This window comes from Streptomyces polygonati, from assembly GCF_042650325.1.
In the GTDB taxonomy this organism is placed as follows: domain Bacteria; phylum Actinomycetota; class Actinomycetes; order Streptomycetales; family Streptomycetaceae; genus Actinacidiphila; species Actinacidiphila polygonati.
Map to the genome: position 1 here is coordinate 1 of NZ_JBHSBB010000013.1, position 19731 is coordinate 19731.

Annotated in this window: 14 protein-coding genes and 2 pseudogenes; 8 read left to right on the plus strand and 8 right to left on the minus strand. The window is 67.3% G+C overall.

Features of this window, described 5'->3' with window-relative positions; all coding sequences use genetic code 11:
• Nucleotides 1-201: 201 nt before the first annotated feature.
• Together ACFO3J_RS18265 and ACFO3J_RS18270 are read right to left on the minus strand one after the other, a co-directional pair.
• Nucleotides 202-570: a hypothetical protein gene (locus ACFO3J_RS18265; protein WP_386430508.1), complete on the minus strand. Its 369-nt coding sequence runs from the start codon at nucleotides 568-570 to the stop codon at nucleotides 202-204.
• A pseudogene (locus ACFO3J_RS18270) lies at nucleotides 570-1819 on the minus strand (IS256 family transposase). The gene ACFO3J_RS18265 and the pseudogene ACFO3J_RS18270 overlap by 1 nt, the downstream one beginning before the upstream one ends.
• Nucleotides 1820-3256: 1437 nt before the next feature.
• On the opposite strand from ACFO3J_RS18270, the gene ACFO3J_RS18275 reads away from it, so the two are divergent.
• The 4 genes and pseudogenes from ACFO3J_RS18275 to ACFO3J_RS18290 all read left to right on the plus strand — a co-directional run bounded on the left by ACFO3J_RS18275 (nucleotide 3257) and on the right by ACFO3J_RS18290 (nucleotide 8424).
• On the plus strand, nucleotides 3257-3694 hold the full coding sequence (locus ACFO3J_RS18275) for an IS3 family transposase (protein ID WP_386430509.1): 438 nt from the start codon (nucleotides 3257-3259) through the stop codon (nucleotides 3692-3694).
• A gap of 480 nt (nucleotides 3695-4174) precedes the next feature.
• Entirely contained in the window at nucleotides 4175-4576 is a 402-nt protein-coding gene (locus ACFO3J_RS18280) for a hypothetical protein (RefSeq protein WP_386430510.1), read from the plus strand.
• A pseudogene (locus ACFO3J_RS18285) lies at nucleotides 4573-6672 on the plus strand (nSTAND1 domain-containing NTPase); the annotation flags it as partial. The gene ACFO3J_RS18280 and the pseudogene ACFO3J_RS18285, both read left to right, overlap by 4 nt.
• Nucleotides 6673-6834: 162 nt before the next feature.
• A complete protein-coding gene (locus tag ACFO3J_RS18290) occupies nucleotides 6835-8424 on the plus strand; it encodes a WD40 repeat domain-containing protein (protein ID WP_386431011.1) in 1590 nt (529 codons plus the stop codon).
• Nucleotides 8425-9188: 764 nt separating this feature from the next.
• On the opposite strand, the gene ACFO3J_RS18295 is transcribed toward ACFO3J_RS18290, so the two are convergent.
• Complete coding sequence (locus ACFO3J_RS18295; RefSeq protein WP_386430511.1) at nucleotides 9189-9689, minus strand: YetF domain-containing protein; 501 nt, start codon at nucleotides 9687-9689, stop codon at nucleotides 9189-9191.
• A 151-nt stretch (nucleotides 9690-9840) separates the two neighbouring features.
• Between ACFO3J_RS18295 and ACFO3J_RS18300 the strand changes: the two genes are divergently transcribed.
• A complete protein-coding gene (locus ACFO3J_RS18300) occupies nucleotides 9841-10011 on the plus strand; it encodes a DUF5670 family protein (protein WP_386430512.1) in 171 nt (56 codons plus the stop codon).
• Nucleotides 10012-10475: 464 nt separating this feature from the next.
• On the opposite strand, the gene ACFO3J_RS18305 is transcribed toward ACFO3J_RS18300, so the two are convergent.
• Nucleotides 10476-10898 (minus strand): hypothetical protein, encoded by a 423-nt coding sequence (locus ACFO3J_RS18305; protein WP_386430513.1) that lies wholly within the window; start codon nucleotides 10896-10898, stop codon nucleotides 10476-10478.
• On the minus strand, nucleotides 10891-11139 hold the full coding sequence (locus ACFO3J_RS18310; RefSeq protein WP_386430514.1) for a hypothetical protein: 249 nt from the start codon (nucleotides 11137-11139) through the stop codon (nucleotides 10891-10893). Before ACFO3J_RS18310 ends, ACFO3J_RS18305 begins: the two co-directional genes overlap by 8 nt.
• Nucleotides 11140-11282: 143 nt before the next feature.
• Between ACFO3J_RS18310 and ACFO3J_RS18315 the strand changes: the two genes are divergently transcribed.
• The gene (locus ACFO3J_RS18315) at nucleotides 11283-11696 is read left to right on the plus strand and encodes a hypothetical protein (RefSeq protein WP_386430515.1); all 414 of its coding nucleotides are present in this window, start codon (nucleotides 11283-11285) and stop codon (nucleotides 11694-11696) included.
• Between the two features lie 112 nt (nucleotides 11697-11808).
• Here the strand turns inward: ACFO3J_RS18315 and ACFO3J_RS18320 are convergent, their stop codons facing one another.
• Nucleotides 11809-12129: a hypothetical protein gene (locus tag ACFO3J_RS18320; RefSeq protein ID WP_386430516.1), complete on the minus strand. Its 321-nt coding sequence runs from the start codon at nucleotides 12127-12129 to the stop codon at nucleotides 11809-11811.
• 34 nt (nucleotides 12130-12163) lie between these two features.
• On the opposite strand from ACFO3J_RS18320, the gene ACFO3J_RS18325 reads away from it, so the two are divergent.
• Complete coding sequence (locus ACFO3J_RS18325) at nucleotides 12164-12370, plus strand: hypothetical protein (protein ID WP_386430517.1); 207 nt, start codon at nucleotides 12164-12166, stop codon at nucleotides 12368-12370.
• Between the two features lie 152 nt (nucleotides 12371-12522).
• On the opposite strand, the gene ACFO3J_RS18330 is transcribed toward ACFO3J_RS18325, so the two are convergent.
• Together ACFO3J_RS18330 and ACFO3J_RS18335 are read right to left on the minus strand one after the other, a co-directional pair.
• Entirely contained in the window at nucleotides 12523-13977 is a 1455-nt protein-coding gene (locus ACFO3J_RS18330; protein ID WP_386430518.1) for a glycoside hydrolase family 76 protein, read from the minus strand.
• A 38-nt stretch (nucleotides 13978-14015) separates the two neighbouring features.
• On the minus strand, nucleotides 14016-16628 hold the full coding sequence (locus ACFO3J_RS18335) for a lectin (protein WP_386430519.1): 2613 nt from the start codon (nucleotides 16626-16628) through the stop codon (nucleotides 14016-14018).
• 703 nt (nucleotides 16629-17331) lie between these two features.
• On the opposite strand from ACFO3J_RS18335, the gene ACFO3J_RS18340 reads away from it, so the two are divergent.
• The gene (locus ACFO3J_RS18340) at nucleotides 17332-19731 is read left to right on the plus strand and encodes a ricin-type beta-trefoil lectin domain protein (RefSeq protein WP_386430520.1); all 2400 of its coding nucleotides are present in this window, start codon (nucleotides 17332-17334) and stop codon (nucleotides 19729-19731) included.

Consider the following 19731-nt stretch of genomic DNA (forward strand, 5'->3'; position numbering starts at 1 on the left):
ATCAACTGACGCAGTGGGGGTCACTTTTCACCCGTCGGAAGTGGGTCACGATTCACGCGTCGCCGACAACGAAGAATGATTCGAGGCACTGATGCGCCCAACCATTGGGGTTCCCTCAGGACTATGTTGTCGCTGACAGGCACGGCTCCGGGTCGATGCAACGCCATCACGCCCACCCGAGCAATAGTCAATAGTTGTGGATCAGCTCGTTTCTCTTGACTCGCTTTGGGCGCCTGCCTCCAGCTGGCTGCGCAGACGTCTGATCTCTGCGACGAGTCGGGGGACGGCTTCGCGTGCGGTGGCGATGAACTGCGCGTTCTCGTCCCAGTGCTCGTCAGCGGCATCCACGTAGCGGGGCTGCTGGACCAGGGTCGCGGCAACGATCTCGCGGTGGTCGAAGTTCGGCCAGCGCTCGCCCAGGCCGGTGTCCGGCGTGGTGCTCACGGCGACGAGGTTCATCGCGTGCTCGTCGTCAAGGCCGCGAACGAACCAGGGTCCTGGCGTGGCTGCCCGCGCGAGTTCGTCGAGCTCGTCGAGTTCCCCGTCGCTGAGCGGTTCTGTGCTGGTCATCAGGCTGCGATCTCCTCTCTCTCCACGAGGTGGCCGTTCTCGAACGCCACGCCCGAACGGACCAGCGCGACCAGGTGGGCTCCTGTGATCGCGCGCCAGCGGTCCTGTGCGGACTCGACCAGCTTGAACACCATCGCCAGGGCCGCGGCCGGGCTGCCCGCGCCGCGGGTGACCTTGGTCCGCAGTTTGACCGTGGAGAACGTGGACTCGATGGGGTTCGTGGTCCGCAGATGGATCCAGTGCTCAGCCGGGAAGTCGTAGAACGCCAGCAGCTCCTCCCGGTCGTTGGTGATCTTCACGACGGCCTTGGGCCACTTCGCCCCGTAGGTCCTCGCGAACGCCTCGATCGCCTTCTCGGCGTGGGCGCGGTCCTCGGCGTTGTAGATCTCCTGCATCGCCTTCGTCGCGCCCGGCTGTGCCGACTTCGGCAGAGCGTTCGAGATATTCCGGGCTTTGTGAACCCAGCACCTCTGGTGCCGTGCGGCGGGGAACACCTCCCCGAGTGCCTTCCATAGACCCATAGCGCCGTCGCCAATGACCAGTTCGGGGTCGCGCATGCCGCGGCGGCGGCAGTCGCGCAGCAGGTCGGCCCAGGACTCGATGGACTCGCGCAGGCCCTCGGCGAGCGCGATCAGCTCCTTGGTGCCGTCCAGGCGGACGCCGAGCAGGACCAGGACGCACGAGTGCGCCTGCCCAGCCGAACCTTGGGGTGCACCCCGTCCGCCCACACATAGACGAAGTCGCGGTCGGACAGGTCCCTGTCCTGGAAGGCGGCATGGTCGTCCTGCCACTGCTTGGTCAGCCGGGTCACGGTCGCCGGCGACAGCCCGGCCGCCGAGCCGAGGAACTGCTCCAGTGCCGGGACGAAGTCGCCGGAGGACAGTCCGTGCAGGTAGAGCAGCGGCAGAACCTCGCTCACCTTCGGCGACTTGCGGCACCACGGGGCCAGGATCTTCGAGGAGAAGCGCTTGCGTTCGCCGGTGGCCTCGTCCACGCGGCGGTCGTTCACCCGCGGCACGGTGACCTCGACTGGGCCGGCCGCCGTGGTGACGGTCCGGGGCCGGTGGCGGCCGTTGCGGACTACCAGACGGTGCCCGCGATCGTCCCGCTCAGCAGCCAACTCAGCTATGTACTGGTTGACTTCGGCCTCCAGTGCGGCGGCCAGCATGCGGCGTGCGCCCTCGCGGACGATCTCGTCGATCAGGGCGCCGGACTCGGTGGAGCCGTCGGTATTCACTACGCTGAGCACGGGCGTGCCTTCCCGACCCGCGCTGCGAACGCGGGCCTACTCGGTGACCATCACAGGATCATTCGGGAAGGTACGCCCTCCGCGTCCCGCCCGGGGCTGATCCACAGGTCTTGAGCATTGCTCCGCCCACCCTGTAGGAGAGTAACAATGCTGTTATGACGTTCGAGAACACCTCCCGGAGTGCAATGTGCGGCCAGAGTGCGGCCGGACGCCTTTGGACGAGGCGGCACAGGGCATCATGGCGCAACGGCTTGCACCTGCCCTGACCAGGCAGGACAGCACTACTAAGCACGAGCTGGAACCGGTCGTCACGAACCCCCATGGTCTCGTAATGCGTAGGTCTCGGGTTCGAATCCCGAAGGCGGCTCCATGGTGAACCCCAGGTCAGGCCTCTGACCTGGGGTTTCTTGTTTCCGTTGACCTTGGAATTCGGGCCAATCGGACGGGTATGGTCTACGCGTCGCAATGCGTAGGTCCCTGGTTGGTTCATCAGTTGGTGGGCGGAGCCTTCATGCGCAACTAGCTCCTCTGAGCTGGGTGTTCTTCGCGTGGGCGGGTTTTGGCCGCGGGTCGGATGGATACGTGAGTTCGTCAGGGGAGCGCGAGGGGAGCGCATTCGGACACCGTGAGCACTGCGGGCGGCTTTGCGGAGCGCAGCGGAAGGCGGTCGCGCGGCCACGGTTCCGGCGGCCCGAGGCGGGCGCCAGACTGGCTCCGGTGCGGAGTCGGAGCCAGTCCGGCATCTGGCGGGTTGGTCAGGCCGAAGCGTTCTGCTGATGGCCGCTTTGGAGCAACTCGACAAGGTCGCTGCCCTTTGCTTCCGTCCCTCATCGGCATCGCGCCGCCGAATGGTCGCACGAGGCGGTTCAGGGCGCGTCGGTTTGGACGTGCCGCCCTTTGCCGCGGTTTCTGGATGTTCTTCGGCTGCATGGCGGCGGTGGGCGCAGCAAATCCACCGATCACGCTCTAGGCCATGACACCTTCGGCGACCGGGCCGCCTTCGACAACCCGCTGGACGAGGAGCAAACCGTGGTGTCCGAGCGGGGCGTACACACTGCTTGGCCCACCGCGGGCCGCGTGAACGGTGTGGATGTTCAGCGCCAGGCCGCGAGCAAGGCAGTACCGAGCGATCTCCAGCGGATTCTTGAGCAGGTGCACGCATGGGACAGGTTCCCGTTCTCCAGGGTGCGACCGCGAGCAGGACCGTGGACCGCGCGCCCGACGAGTGCGAGGTGGGCTGGAGCGGGATCATCCCCGTCGCCGGCCACGAATGGGTGCGGGAGGACGTAGCTGCCCTCCTGCGGAAGGCCGGGTGGAAGGACACCCTCACCTGCAGGCAGGACGAGAACCACCTGAGCCGCGACCGCTGGGACCTTTTCGTGACAGGCACCTCGGGACTTGTCCTGGGCGGGCAGTCCCACCAACGTCTCGAAGTCCGTGCCCGCTGCGACCCCACGGGCTACCAGCGGCCCCGGACGCGGACATGCCATCTACTCGGGGGAGACACACGATAGGGGGTATGCGGTCAGCTCCGGCGTCGCGGACCGCGCCCACGCCTCGCTCCAGCGCGGGGGCTCCGTATGTGGCCGCCGCCGGGTGGCACGGCTGATGCGGGCCGCGGGCGTGGCAGGCCGGCACCGCCGACGACGACCCGACCACCGTCTCCGACCCACAGGCGGCCACTCGGCACGATCTCATTGCCCGGATCAACCGGCCGACAGGTGGGCGGGCCCGAGAGCAAAGGCCAACGGCAAGAACCGGATTGGCGTCGACGGACGACGTCGGTGCGGACTGACGACGAGGATGGCTGGTTCTCGGCCTGGGAGCGTAGAACTATCCACGGTTCTACGGGATCGTACTTGTTCCCTGTCGTGAGTTGCTGGCGACAGCCGACGGCGAGACCGAATCGGACCGCTGGTCGAAGTGAGGCCAGGGTCAAACAATTCGAAGGTCAGGATGCTTCGGCCCAGAGCTTTTCGCCAACCATTATGGACACGGAGAGAGCTCTCTTGATCCCGCAGTTCGGGAGCGGGTCGGATTCCCGTCGGCGCCCCATCGCCCGGCGCTGCCAGCCTCCAGGCGTAACCGTTGAACCTGATTCCTGCCCGGCATCGAGGCGGTGCAGGAAGTTTCGCATCTGGGGGCTGCCACACTCGACCGGACCTTGTGTTCGACGCGCGCTGTGTCGCCTCTCATCAATTCAGCAGCGGTGGAACGACTCTATTGAGTCAACCTGCCCCATCGGCCTGCCGTCCCTACAGACCGGTGGCAACATATGGGCCCTGGCCTTCTGTGCGTCTGAAGTGCTGTGTCCGAACAAGGTCATGGGGTGGGCTTGATATGGATCCGATTATTGTGGCGGCCGGCGCGGCTGTGGTGGACGTGATGGCCGTGGACGCCTGGGAGCAAACACGGGCGGCGGTCGTCGGTTGGTGGCGCAGGGTGCGCCCCGAACAGGCCGATTCGGTTGAGCTGGAGTTGGATCGGTCGCGTGACCGTGTGCTCGCCGCCCGCCCGATCGAGGACACGGTCACGCAGCAGGCGGTGGTGGACGAGTGGAGCGCACGGCTGCACAATCTCGTGGCGGACGATCCGGTGCGGGTCGCGGCTTTGAGGCGGCTGCTGGACGAGGAACTCCTTCCGGCGCTGTTGGCCTCCCGGGACAGAGCTGGCGGACCGACGGTGATGAAGGCGACGGCTTCCGGGCATGGGCGCGTGTACCAGGCGGGCCGTGACCAGCACATCACCGAGCGATGAGCGTACCTGGCGGACCGACCCCCGACCTGCCCAACGTCCGTCTTCACGCCGCAGCGTCGGGCTCCGCGCAGATCTACCAGGCCCTCCGGGATTTGAACATCGCGCAGCGTGATCTGCACGTGCACTACCGGGACGGGGTACGTACCGCACGTAGGGCGTTCGCTGGGGTCGCCACGGACGAGTGCCCTTTCCCCGGCCTGGCCTCCTTTGACGAGGACCAGGCCCACTGGTTCCACGGCCGGGACGCGCTGACGGCGAACGTACTGGTGCGGCTGGATGAGTGCTTATGGCAAGGCGGTGCGCTGATGGTGCTCGCACCGTCGGGAGCCGGCAAGTCGTCGTTGCTTAGGGCCGGTGTCCTGGCCGCGATCTCGCGCGGTGACCTCGCTGCCGGCTCGGGGAGGTGACCGAGTGTGCTGTTCACCCCCACCGCCCATCCGCTGGACGCGCTGGCAAGGGGCCTGGCACAGGCGGCCGGACATCCCGGGCAGTGGTCGTCGATCCTGGCCCACGGGCCGGAATCGTCACTCGCCTGGATGCGATGGGTGCTCCACGACCGTGACGACGGTCGGGTCGGCGACGGGGGTGAGCGCCTGAGGCCGGGGCGGTGGGTCATCGTGGTCGACCAGCTGGAGGAGTTGTTCACCCAGTGTGCCAGTGAGCAGGAGCGGCAAAGCTTTCTCGCCTTACTGGAGGCGATGTCCCAACGCGGCGAAGACGGGCAGGATCCGGTTGCGCTGGTCCTGTATGGGCTGAGGTCGGACTTCCTCGATCCGTGTACCAAGTACCCGCACCTGTTGTCGAGCCACCAGAACGGCCCTGTCCTAGTGGGACCCATGTCCGAGATGGAGGTGCGCGAGTCGATCCTCTATCCCGCCGCGGACGCCGGGCTGGAAGTCGAACCAGGTCTGGTCGAATTGCTGCTGAAGGACCTCGGTGAACCAGCCGGCACCGCGTCCTCCTCAGCGGACACCGAGTTCACGGAGACGGGAAGATACGAGGCCGGCCGCCTCCCTCTGCTGGCACACGCCCTACGAGCGACCTGGCAGCAGCGCGCGGGGCATGTTCTTACGACCTACGGTTACAGCGTCACCGGTGGCATCTCCCGTGCGGTCGCCACGACGGCCGACCGTGAGTACAGCCGTTTGTCCCCCGACGGCCAGCGCATCGCTCGCAACCTGATCCTGGCCCTGGTCAGGATGGGAAGCTCCACCGCCGACACCCGTCGCCGTGCCGACTACGACAGTCTGCTGGAGCACAGCGCCGACCCCGAGTTGGCCGCACAGGTCGTCGAAGTCTTCACCCGAGCCCGCCTGCTGACCCGGGAACACGGCAGCGTCGAGATCACCCACGAAGTCCTGCTGCGCGCATGGCCGCGACTGCGCGAATGGAGCAACACCGACCGGGCTGGCAACCTCCTCCGCCAGGAGATCGAGGAGTCCGCGAGCACCTGGAAAAACGCGACGCAGGACGCCAGTTTGCTCTACCGTGGCAACCGTCTGGAGACTGCGGTGACCTGGGCCGCCACCGTGGGTGGCGACAGACTCAGCCCCACCGCCGACAAATTCCTCACCGCGGGGCGCCGCCAGGACCGCCGGGCCACCGTGATACGCCGTGCCGTCATCGGCATGCTGACCGCACTCGCCCTGATCGCCTCCGTCACCGCCGTGCTGGCGATCAATCTGAAGACCACCGCGCAGAACGAGACCAGGGCGGCGGTCTTCAACCAACTCACCGCCGAAGCGGACAACGTCCGAGGCACCGACTCCTCACTCGCCGCGCAACTCGACCTGACCGCCTACCACATGAAGCCGACCGCCGACCTGTACACGCGGCTCGTCACGGACGCGAACGTGCCGCTGTCCCGTGCCCTGGAGGGTCACACGGAAGCGGTGGACTCCGTGGCGTTCACTCCGGATGGCCACACTCTCGCCAGTTCCGGGCACGACGGCACGATCCGATTGTGGAACCTCACGGATCCGATGAGACCAACCCCGCTGAGACAGCCCCTTGTTGGCGGCATGGGTGCTGTGCACGCGGTGGCGTTCAGTCCGGACGGCCGCACTCTGGCCGGCGCCGGCGACGATGGCACGATCGGGTTGTGGAGCCTCGCGGATCCGACACGTCCAACCTCGCTGGGCCGGCCACTTGTTGGCCTCGTCGGGGCCGTGGACTCCATTGTGTTCAGTCCCGATGGTCGTACGATCGCCGCCACGGGGGACGGCGGCGCGATCGGGCTGTGGAATCTGGTAAGCCCGATGAACCCAACCCCGCTGAGGGAGACGCTTGTTGCTCGTATCGGCGCTGTGCACTCCGTTGCGTTCAGTCCGGACGGTCGTACCCTCGCCGCCGCCGGGGACAGTGGCGCGATCCGGCTGTGGAACTTCACCGACCCCACCCGGCCGACTCCCCTGGGCCAACCCCTCTTCCCCAACAACAGGCCGGCCTACTCAGTGGCGTTCAGCTCCGAAGGCATTCTCGCCAGTGCGAGCCGCGACGAGACGATCCACCTGTGGAACGTCACCGACCCGGGACACCCGACCTCACTCGGCCGACTCTTCGGTCACAGCGCCGCCGTCTACGCCGTTGAATTCAGCAAGGATGGCCGCACGCTCGCCAGTGCGAGCGACGACCGCACGATCCGATTGTGGAACTTCGCCGACCCCAAGCACCCCACCCCCCTCGGCCAACCCCTCACCGGCCACTCGGGCTCCGTCTTGGCGGCCGCGTTCAATCCCGACGGTCGCACCCTCGTAAGTGCAGGCCGGGACAGGTCGATCCGGCTATGGCACCTGCCTGCCACGCGCCTCACCGGCCACACCGGCACCGTCTACACGGTCGCGTTCAGCCCGAAGGGACAGATCCTCGCCAGCGCCGGCGACCATCACACGATCCGGCTGTGGAGTGTCGCGGACCCCGCGCACCCCACCGCGCTCGGCCAACCGGTCGGGGGCACCTCCGGCACGGTCTACGCGGTGGCGTTCAGTCCGGATGGCCGCACTCTCGTCAGCGCGAGCGGCGATCACAAGATCCGCTTGTGGAACATGGATATCCCCACACGGCCGACCCCGCGCGGCGATCCTCTCCCTGGCGATCCCGACACCGGGAAATCCGTGGCGTTCAGTCCGGACGGCCACACTCTGGCCATCGCCAACGCGGGCCCCGACCACACCATCCAGTTGTGGAGTGTCGCGGACCCCGCGCACCCCACCGTGGTCGGCCAACCGCTCAGGGGCCACACCGGCACGGTCTACGCGGTGGCGTTCAGTCCGGATGGCCGCACTCTCGTCAGCGCAAGCGGCGATCACACGATCCGGCTGTGGAACGTCGCGGACCCCGCGCACCCCACCGCGCTCGGCCAACAGCCGGACGAGCTCGACAGCCCCGTCTACGCCGTGGCGTTCAGCCCTGACGGGCGTACTCTGGCCAGCGCCGGAGACGACCAGATGATCCGGCTGTGGAACGTGCGCGATCCCGCTCATCCCACAGCCCTCGGCTCGCCCCTCCTCGGCCACTCCGCCGCTGTCGCCTCGGTAGCCTTCCGGCCGGACGGCCGCATGCTCGCCAGCACAAGCCGGGACGGAACCGTGCGTCTCTGGGACGTCGCCGATCCGGCCCATCCGACGGCCTATGGCCGCGCCCTCACCGGCCACCAAGACGTCGTCTGGGCGGTGGCCTTCGCCCCGGACGGCCGCACGCTCGCCAGCGTCGGTCAGGACGGGACCGTGCGGCTATGGCAGACCGGGGTGGATCAGGCCAAGGGGCTCATCTGCTCCACCACGACCTTTACGCGCTCTGAATGGAGCGAGTACGTCCCGAGGCGCGCGTACGATCCGCCGTGCGGATAATCCCGCGAAGACGGCCCCGCCGGCAGCACCCCGGTATGCCCGTCCGACGCAAGGGCGCCGAGTCCTTCCGGCTTCGCTGGCTTCGCCAACTCGAACACTTCGCCACCGGACGACTACGAGCAGGCGTATTGGGCGCAACTGGAGGAAGCGCGCTGCAGACCGCTTGATCACACGATCGCGGACTTTACGGAATTTGCGGCAGTTCGGCGCGGACTCCCGCAAGCACTTAGTGGGGGCCGTGGCCCGGGCTTCCGCATATCCACGCGCGCTGCTGTTCGTGGGATCCGCACATGAGGTCTCTGTCCAGACGGAGGATTGGAAGCTCCTGCTGGCGGACGCTTGGACGTGTGCCTTCAGGCGAACTACCCGCGAACCGCATTGGTACCCTCCGAGCGCCTTGTCATGGAAGCCGCCAGTGCGCTGAGGGAGCACAAGGGGAGCGCGGACGCCTTTGGACGGGGCGGCACGGGGCACCATGGCTCATCTCTCAGAAGCCGCTCTGACCAGGCGAAACGGCATCTGGCAGCACTATGGAACACACAGCGACATGATCACTCGCGTACTCGTCATGCGTAGGTCTCGGGTTCGAATCCCGAAGGCGGCTCCCGAAGGCGGCTCCGGAAGGCCCCAGGACTCACTCGCCGTGACCTGGGGTTTTTCCTTGTCCGGGACTACCTGGTGGACTGGCGTGCACGACACCTGCTGGCCGGACTGGGCCGGGACACGGCCGGACCGATCGTTCCGGCGGATTCGCCCGGTGCGGCTCAGGTGGTGCGAGGCGCCGTGAGGTGACGCAGTAGCTGTTCGATGGTGTCAAGGCTCGCCTGCAGGGCTTGGATGTCACCGCGAGTGGCGCCTTGCTCCGTGTCCTTGAGGCTGATCAGGAGCTGCCCGTCCGGTTCCAATTGTCCTCGTGCGACGTCGCTGATGCTGTCGCCGTTCTGCAGCAGGACCGCGTGCTGGATTTCGCTCGTGTGCAGGGACAGTCGCCGGAGAGCTCGCTCGTCCAGTGAACCGTCCTGGATGATGGTGGTCGCCGTTCCCTCCAGCAGCCGTTCCGCGCGGGTGTCGCGCGCGAGCCACCAGTTGACCGCGGTGTTCAGCCCGATCAGGATGTATACCGCGACCGTGCGTACGACCCCTCGGCGATCGGCACCTGAACGACCCACAGATCGTGCCCCATCCGATGTCTCCTCTTCGAGGCTTTCCGGTCCGGTCGGCCGCAGACATGACTGCTTCCCGGCCGGCTCGAAGGGCACCGTCATTTCCGCGCGGCACACCGTACAACGCCATGGGCCGGTCTCACCGCACAGACGCGGCTCGCGTCGCCCGCGGCTGGCTGGCGGGCCGAAGACACATGATGGTCAGCATGGTTGTTCGAGTGCGGGGCAGACGGCTTCTTGGAGGTTGATAATCATGGGGCCGTTGCTTCTCGTTCTTCTTCTCGCGCTGATTCTTTTCGGCGCGGGGTTCGCACTCCACCTTCTGTGGTGGATCGCCGTCGTCGTGCTCGTGCTGTGGGTGCTGGGCTTCGTTGTCCGGGGTACGCATTCCAGTGGCAGCCGGGGACGCTGGTATCGCTGGTAAATTCTCGGCAGTAGGCAGTAGATCGAACGGCGGGCGCCGCGCACCCTCACAGGTGGGTGGCGCCCGCCGTTGTGCAGGGAAATGTCGCCGGCGGGCGAATGAGGCGTGGGATAGCGGACAGGCGCTGTGTGCCGGGGTGTTTCCGGAAAGTCGCAGCGGATCCACCTCCTCCGGAGGCATCCCGGCGTTCCAGGAGGGCGACGCTGTCGTCGACTCCGCAGATCTCGAGGGCGTCCCCCGCGTAGCCGTCAGGGTTCAGTACCGCTGCCCCGCTGCCCGTCTCACGCCGACAGGTCCGAGCGGTCGGCTTCCGCCCGATCGAAGAGCACAACAGTGAAGTCGCCTGCCAGGCCCGGGAGCACCACCCGCCCCATGTTCTGGGCCCATCCGAACCGTGTGGACCAGTCGGCTGCCGGAAGTCAGCTCGCCGCGGGGGAGAAGGTTGCCGCCACTGCCCTGAGCCGCTACGCCTCCAGGGTTTGGATCTGGTCCCGCGCCCGTTCCAGCCGGCTCCGCAATCGGGATTCGTCCAGAGGGCCTGCCCCGGTGGCGACCACGAGCAGCGTGCGCCAGGTCAGGGGCTTTCCCTCGACTCCCAGCCGCAGCGGTTCCAGCTCGATCAGGGTGCTCAGTCCCGAGCGGCGGTACAGGATTCCGTTCGGCTTCAGGCCGCCCAGCCTCTCGGCGGCCCAGCCCCCGTAGATCTTGTAGCGTCGGGCAGGCACGCCGAGCGAGTCCATGATGTCGAGCAGGATCCGCCGGTCCTGGGCGATCTCCTCGGCGATGTGCTCCAGGTCGGCGCCGGCTGCGAGTTGCGGTGCTGGTGGGCGATGCGCCGGGCGATCCCGACACCGAAGGCGGCACCGGCCATATGGTCGTTCAGCCAAGGGAATCCTCGCCGAACGCTGGCAGGTCACCGTCGACCAGGCATCCGCCGCCTTCCGCGCCTACGCCCGCGCCCACCACCACGTGCCCGCCGGCCGGCCCGGCAGCGGCGGCGGCCTTGGCCTTGCCGTCCGAAGTGAGCTCCATGGCGAGGTGCACCCCCGCCTCGTCCCGGTCGGTGTGCTGATCAGCCCGAACGTCATCAGGCGGCACGACCCGGCACCACGCAGCCTGATCGCTCACGGTCTCGTCATGCGTGGGTCTCGGGTTCGAACGCAACTTGGCGGGTGCACGGGTGCACGGGTGCACGGGTGCACGGGTGCGGGAAGGCGGTGATGCGCCTACCGTGGCTATGGCCGGGCGATGGATCATCCCGAGGAGCTTTGATGGAAGCAGAGTTGGCGGCGCTCGCGACGTCGGGGGCCACCACGGTGGTTGCTCTCATGGCAAGCGACGCATGGAATGCGATGAGGTCCCGGATCGTCGACCTGGTGCGCCGAGGCAGCGCAACGCAGGAGGACGCGGATCGGGCCGAGGCTGAAATGGACTCGGAACGACTTGAGGCGACAGCGGCCCAGGACGGTGGCGACCCGACGGTAGTCGCCGACCTTGAGGCGGTCTGGCGAGTCAGGCTGCGTCGGCTGCTTCGTGAGGACCCTTCCGCGTCAGTCGTGCTCCGGGAACTCATTGCAGAGGGGAGTGCCGCGCCGGGCGCAGTCCACAACACCATTAGCGGCGGGCAGTTCCGGCAGGCGGTCATTCAGGCAGGCAATATTCACGGGGATATCCATCTGGGTTGACCGCGTCGGCCCCCCTTCTGTCTGCCTTTATCTTGGGACCGCCAGTAGCCGCTCCGGACAGAATGTCTACTGCTGGGCGCAGCACTGTTTCTGCCCGGTCGACGTCACCCCGCTAGGCCCCGCTGAAGTGTTCTTCTGCCAGTGCGAGCCGGAACAGATGGCGGTAGGCGATGCCCAGGTTGTCGAGGGTGATCGCTTCTCCGTATCGGTCAGCTGCCCGCCGTGCTGCTTCGAGCGCCATCTGCTGTGCGGGAAGCCATGCGTCGGCGGGCTCACGATCGGCGATGATCATGGTGAGGGCGGCGGGAATCTGCCGGGCGATGCGGTCCATTCCGCCGGTGCATGCCGCCTGGACTGCGGCAACGAGATTGGTTCGTTCGGTCTCGTACCAGGCGATGGCCGCTCTGCCGGCTTCGAAGGCGGCTGCTTCCACGCTGTCGGGCAGGGGCTGCAGAGCGACGGGCAGCGTGCCGGTCTTCTTCGGGTTTCTCGGCCTGGGCCTGGTCGAGTGCGTACGCGGGCAGGAGGTCGTGGAATTGGTAGCGGTGGTGTCCGCTCTCGTCCAGAAGATGCGCGCCGGCCAGGGTGTCGAGCTGCCGATGTGCCGTGACGGGAGGAACCGCCGCGAGGGCGGCAGCCGCGTTGAGAGTGCCTTCTCGTCACCCGATCCCTGACCAAAGCCTCGAAATGAACCGTTCCGGGCTCAATGGAGACTCTGACGTGTCCCGGAACGATTCACCGCGAGTTTCGACAGGTCGGCCGGAGATCCGCCCCCGCACGTTGTCGGCGCGAATACGCTAACTACCCGGCCCTGCGCCAAGGGCCCCTACGATCTGGCCCACTTCTGATTCGTGCCCCCGTTGCAGGTCCAGATTTCCAGGAGGGTGCCGTTGGTGGTGGCGTGGCCGGTGGCGTCCAGGCATTTGGCGGAGCCGGTGTTGAGGACGGTGCCGTCCGGGCGCAGGGTCCACTGCTGGGCGGCGGTGCCGTTGCAGTCGTAGATCTGGACCGGGGTGCCGTCGGCGGTTCCGGAGGTGCGGACGTCCAGGCATTTGGTGCCGTAGACGGTCAGTCCGCCGGAGGTGTCGGAGGTCCAGGACTGGTTGGCGCCGCCGTTGCAGTCCCACAGGGCGACCTGCGTGCTGTTGTTCCGGGTCGCGTTGGGGACGTCCACGCACCGCGCGGACTCCTGCCCGCGCAGGACGCCGGTGGAAGCGGGTGGCGGGGTGGTGCCGCTTCCGCCGAGTGAGGCGACCAGGGCTTCGGCGGCGCTTGCCTGGGTGGTGGGGGTCCACAGGGCGAACGGGCCGACGAAGGAGTTGCCCTGCTGGCCCGAGCTGTTGGTGTCGGTGGCCAGGATCGAGTCGGCCGTGGTGGTGAGGAACGTGTCGTACTGGGTGGTCCCCCTGGCGGTGGCCAGGGCGCGCAGGTAGCGGGCGAAGATGCCTTTGAACGCCGAGCCGTCACCGGTGCAGTTGGGCTCGCAGCCGTCGTAGAGCACGCCGTTGTGGTTGAACCGCGCGGTCGCGGCGGTGGCGATCGATGTCGCCGTGGTCAGCAGCGATGTGTCGCCGGTGGCGCGGGACTGCTCGATGAGCCCCTGGAGGATGACTCCTTGGTTGTAGGAGTAGTTCGCCGTGCTGAAAGTGCAGTTGGGAACGTTCAGACCGTCCTGGACGAGGTTGCCGCTGATGAGGCCCGAGTTCTTGAACCAGTTCCACTCGTCGGTGGCCCAGCCGCCGTAGGTGGTGTCGCCGGCGATGCGGTTGTGCAGTCCGGCGGTGGCGGCGAGGAAGAGTTCGTTGGCGATCGAGGCCTTGTACTGCTTGGCGGTGCTCCAGTAGACGCCGCCGCCGCACTGGGAGTCCCAGTAGTTGTGCATGTAGTTGGTCGTCGTCTTGGCCATGTTCAGGTAGTTCGTGTTGCCGGTGATGTCGTAGGCCTGGATCCACACCAGGGCCCACCAGCCGGTGTCGTCGATGTAGTCGTTGGTGAAGTTGCTGTTCTTGGCGAACGCGCCGGAGATGGCGTAGTCGTACTGGGTGTCGCCGGTGGCCTGGCGGTAGGTCATCACGGTGCTCAGCGAAACCGCCGAAGTCCACCAGCCGTTGGCGTCTATCCGGCCGGTGTCCGCGTTGTACGACCGCATCAGCACCGCGATGCTGCTGGCGGCCGGGGTCGGTGCGGCCTGTGCGCCGGGGGTGGCCGGGATCAGCAGGAGCAGGCCGAGCAGAGCGGTCACCGCCCGCGCGGTCCATCTCTTCAACGTGACTGTTTTCATCCTTCGTTCCGCTCCTTGTGGGGGGAGTCGCGCAGCGGTCAGGAGGGGAGGTTCCAGCGCTGTGCGTTGGTGGAGTTGCAGTCGAAGATCTGCAGCTGGGTGCCGTCGGTGGTACTGGAGTTCGGGATGTCGAGGCAGCGGCCGGACTGCGGGTTGACCAGGGCCTTGGTGCCGGCGTTGTACGTCCATTTCTGGTTGTTGCCGCCGTTGCAGTCCCACAGCTCGATCGGTGTGTTGTTCGCGGTGCCGCCGCTGCCGGTGACCTCCACGCACTTGCCCAGGATCTGCAGTGTGCCGTCGGCGGCCTTGGTGACCTGCTGGGCGCCGGAGTTGTTGCAGCTCCAGATCTGGATCTTGTTGCCGTTGGTCGTCGAGCTGCTGTTGTCGTCGAGGCACTTGCCCGCGTTGTCGGAGGTGACCGCGCCGGTGGAGCCCGTCGGCGGACCCGGGGGCTTGGCGCCGCCGTTGCCGTTGTACGAAGGGGGTGCGGATGAAGAGGCGGTGGCCCAGCCGGTGTTGGCGGTGGTGCCGAGGGTGAGGTTGAGGGTGCCGCCGGCGGTGGCGAAGTTCGCGGGCAGGTAGGCGTTGTTCCAGGTGGCGCCGTTGAGGGTGGCGCTCTGCACATAGGGGGCGTTGTCCGCGGCGGCCGGGGCGTTGACCAGGAGGTGCCCGCCGCTGCCGAGGGTCACATCCACGCTGGTGAACAGCGGGCTGCCCAGGGCGAGGTCGGAGGTTCCGGGGGTCTCGGGGTAGAAGCCCATCGCGGACCAGACGTACCAGGCGCTCATGGTGCCCAAGTCGTCATTGCCCACGCCCCAGTTGGCCGGGTTGTTCGGCCAGAGCCGGTCCTGGACCTGGCGGACGGTCTGCTGCGTCTTCCAGGGCTGGCCGACGTAGTCGTACTCCCAGGGCAGCTCGATCGAGGGCTCGTTGCCGAGGTCGGCGTGCGAGCCGCCGGAGCCGTGGAGGTCCGACAGCACGCTGTCGAGGTAGGCGGCGTACTTCGTGTTGCCGCCCATCGCGTCCGCCAGGCCGCGGACGTTGTGCGACACCGCGCCGGTGTACTGCCAGGAGGTGCCTTCCACGAACTGGTCGCTACTGGTCGGGTTGAAGCCCTGCGCCCAGGAGCCGTTGGCCAGTTTGGGCTGCATGAAGCCGGAGCCGGTGTTGAAGACGTTCTTCCAGTCCTGGGCGCGGTTGGCGAACTGCGACTGGGTGGTGGTGTCGCCCAGCGCGCCGGCGAAGGCGGAGGTCGCGAAGTCCTGGGCGCTGTATTCGAGCAGGGTCGCCACCGAGCCGTAGAAGTCCCTGGGGTAGGTGCCGTCCGAGGGCAGGTATCCGTACGTGGTCTGCAGATCCAGGCCCATCCGGATCGGGTTGGTGGTGGTGCCCTCCTTCACCATGTCCGCCTTGGCGGTGGCGGTGTCGAAGTTCCGGGCCCCGAAGGCGTAGTAGTCCGCGACGATCGCCGGACCCGGATCGCCGTTCATCACCTGTGTCTCGGCCGAGTTGAGCGACCACTTGGGGAAGAAGCCGGCCTGCGCGTAGTCGTTGACGAGCGACTGGGCGCTGTCCGACGCCTGCTGCGGGGCGACCAGCGCTTCGAGCTGGGCCTGATCGCGGTAGATGTCCCAGCCGGAGTAGGTGCCGTACTGGGCTTTCTGGTTGCCCGAGACGGTGTGCACCTGGTGGTCGAAGCCCCAGTAGCGGCCGTCGCTGTCGCTGAGCAGGTTCGGGTGCAGCAGGGCGTGGTACAGCGAGGTGTAGAACACCTTCTGCTGGTCGGACGTGCCGCCGCTGATCCCGATCTTCCCCAGCACCGAATTCCATGCGTTGTGCGCGGCGGTGCGGGTGCCGTTGAAGTCCCAACCGCCGTTCTCGGCCGCGCGGTTCGCGGTGGCGCCGGCGATCGACACGTAGGACAGGCCGACCTTGGCCTGCACCACCTGGTTGCCGGTGGTGTTGAAGGTGACCGAGTCGCCGCCGCTGAAGGTCCCGCTGCCGGTCATCGGCTGGTCGAAGACCATGTCGAAGTACGCGGTGTACGACGGCGCCGCGGCGCAGAACAGCCCCGCGTCCACCGACCCGCTGACCTCGGTGCTGCTCACTTTGGTGAAGTGCAGATTGGTGGCCTTGTCCGCGTTCAGCTTGAACAGCAGGTTGGCCTGCGTGCTGGACGGGAACGTGAAGCGCGCCATGCCGGAGCGGGCGGTGGCGGTCAGCTCGGTCTTCACACCGTTGCCCAGGGTCACCGAGTACGCGCCCGCGCTCGCCGACTCGTTGCTGTGGCTGAACGTCTGGGTGGCGCCGCCGTCGACGTTTCCGAGCGTCGGCAGGACGGGGATGTCCCCCATCGCGCCGCAGCCCGGTCCGGAGATGTGGTTGAGGCTGAAGCCGGTGACAACGTTGTCGGAGTAAGCGTAGTCACCGCCGGGGGGACGGGAGGAGGTGTCGGGGCTCCACGACACCATGCCGAAGGGGGCGTCGGCGCCGGGGAAGGTGTTGCCGCCGTTGGACGTGCCCAGCAGCGGATTGACCAGGGAGGCGGGATCGCTCACCGCGGCCGGCGTGGCGGCGTGCGCGGCGGTGGTGGGGGCGGCGATTCCGAGAAGGAGGAGGCAGCTCGCCAGGGGGATACGCCATCGCTTCATTTGCGGCTCCAGTGCGGGCGGCACGGCTGTTGCCGCACCGGTGGGGGGTGAGACCCGCACAGCAAAGGGCAGTTTCTGAATGCCTGTCAACACGATCGACCAAAATAGCCAACACGACTCAACAGACGTCGGAGGAAAGGCGTTTGAACGTGATGAGCTGTGCCGGGCGGACGGATCTCCTGGGGGCCCGGGGCGGCGCGATGCCTGTCCGGGCATACCCGTGCGGCGTGTCATCGCAGGTCAGCCAGGTGCGGACCGGTCGCCGGCGGCGGGGACGGAGCGGATGCCGGGCCCCGGCGCGGCTGGCGCTCCGGAGTCCCGGGAGTGCGACCGCCGCGGAGCCGCGACCGGGGTGCGACGGCCGAAGTGGTCCGACCATACGTCCGGACCATTGACGCGGCCAGGGTCGCTGACTAGCTTCGGAGAGCGCTCTCCAGTTGTCATCACCGCGGCTCACCGCATCGGGTCCAGGTAGCGAGGGAGTTCCCATGAGGCCTGCGAACGGATCACAGTTCAAGCTGACAACGTTGTCCAGCAGCGCGACCGAAGGGGATGGTCCGGAAGTCGTCGCGGTGGCTCATTGTCGCTCCACGCGAGTGGATTCGGCGTGTGCTGTTTGTTTCTGTGTTCTTGCCGGGAGTCTTGACCGGCAAATGAACACGACAGCACACTGTGCGCCAATCCCTCCACCAAAGGAGCACTCGTGTCACGACTTCGGAGACTCGCCCCCGTGTGGGTGCTGGCACTCCTCGCAGCCGTCCTCGCGGTGAGCAGCGTTCCCGCCCAGGCGGCGACCACGGCCATCAGCGTCGACGGCACGCAGGGCGGCCGGACTTTCGACGGGATCGGCGCGATCAGCGGCGGCGGGGGCAACTCCCGTCTGCTGACCGACTATCCGGCCGCGCAGCAGTCGCAGATCCTCGACTACCTGTTCAAGCCCGGCTACGGGGCGGACCTCCAGCTGCTGAAGCTGGAGATCGGCGGCGACGCCAACTCCACCGACGGCTCCGAGCCGTCGATCGAGCACGCCAAGGGCACGATCAACTGCAACGCCGGGTACGAGTTCTGGCTCGCCGAGCAGGCCAAGGCCCGTAATCCCACCATCGGCCTGTACGGGCTGGCCTGGGCGGCGCCGGGGTGGATCAACGGCGGTTTCTGGTCCACCGACACGATCAACTACCTCATCTCCTGGCTCGGTTGCGCCAAGCAGCACGGGCTGACCATCAGTTACCTCGGCGGCTGGAACGAGCGCGGCCACGACGCCAACTGGTACGTCCAGTTGCGGTCGGCGCTCAACAACGCCGGCTACTCCGGGGTGAAGCTCGTCGCGGACGACTCCGGCTGGGGCGTGGCCGATGACATGGCCAGCAACTCCGCCTTCAACAACGCGGTCTCGATCATCGGGGCGCACTACTCCTGCAACGGCGGGGACGGCGGCGACGCCACAAGCTGCTCGTCCACCACGGTGGCGAAGAACAACGGCAAGCCGCTGTGGGACAGCGAGAACGGCTCGCAGGACATGAACACCGGCGCTCCGGCGCTGATCCGGGCCATCACCCGCGGTTACATCGACGCCAAGATGACCAGCTACTTCAACTGGCCGCTGATCGCGGCGATCTACCCCAACCTGCCGTACAGCACCGTCGGGCTGGCCACCGCCGGCTCGCCGTGGTCGGGCAACTACACGATCGGCGCCAGCACCTGGGCGACCGCGCAGGTCACCCAATTCACCCAGCCCGGCTGGAAGTTCATCGACTCGGCGTCGGGTTATCTCGGCGGCAGCGAGTCCAACGGCACGTACGTGACCCTGAAGTCCACCAACAACAGCGACTACTCGACGATCCTGGAGACCACGACCTCCGGCTCGTCGCAGACCGTGAACTTCTCCGTCAAGGGCGGACTGTCCACCGGGACCGTGCACGTCTGGGCGACCAACGTCAACAGCCCCTCCGCCGCGACATCGTTCGTGCACACCCAGGACATCACGCCGAGCAACGGGTCGTACGCGCTGACCATGCAGCCCGGCTACGTCTACACCGTCAGCACCATCGGCGGTCAGGGCAAGGGCACCGCGACGGCGCCGGCCGCGCACGCGCTCGCGCTGCCGTACTCCGACAACTTCGACAACGATGTCAACGGCAGCGAGGCAAAGTACCTGTCCGACATGCAGGGCTCGTTCGAGGTCCAGCCCTGCACCGGCCGCTCCGGGCAGTGCGTGCAGCAGATGGCGCCGGTCAAGCCGATCGAGTGGCAGGACGACTCCGACTCGTACTCCCTGATCGGTGACACCACCTGGTCCAACTACACGGTGAGTTCCGATGTGCTCCTGCGCGGTGCGGGCACGACCGAGCTGATCGGCCGGGCCAACACCCAGCAGCGCCCGCAGTCGCACATGAACGCCTACTACCTGCGGATCCGTGACACCGGCCAGTGGTGGATCGAGAAGATGTACACCGACGGGTCCAACCACACCCTGGCCACCGGCACCACCACCGCGCTGGGGACCGGCAGTTGGCACAACCTGGCGTTCACCTTCCAGGGTTCGACGATCAGCGCCAAGGTCGACGGGAACCAGATCGGATCGGTCACCGACACCTCCTTCTCCAGCGGCCAGGCCGGCCTGGGCATCCAGGGCTACCGCACCGACCAGTTCGACAACCTCGCCATCACCCCCGGCACCGGCGGCGGAACCGGCGGCACGCCCGGCGGCACGGGGGCCGTGGTGTCGGCCAACGGCGGCAAGTGCCTGGACGACAACACCGCCTCGACGACCAACGGCAACAAGATCCAGATCTGGAGCTGCAACAACTCCGCCGCCCAGCAGGTCACCGTGGCCGGCGACGGCACCCTGCAGGTCCTGGGCAAGTGCGTGGAGGTCACCGGCAGCGGCGGCACCGCCAACGGCACCCTGATCGAGCTGTGGGACTGCAACGGCGGCAACAACCAGAAGTGGACCTACAACGCCTCGACCGGCGCACTGGTCAACCCCCAGTCCGGCCGCTGCCTCGACGTCCCCAACGCCAGCACCACCGACGGCACCCAGCTGGAGATCTGGGACTGCAACACAGGCAACAACCAGCGCTGGACCGTCCCTTCCAGCTGA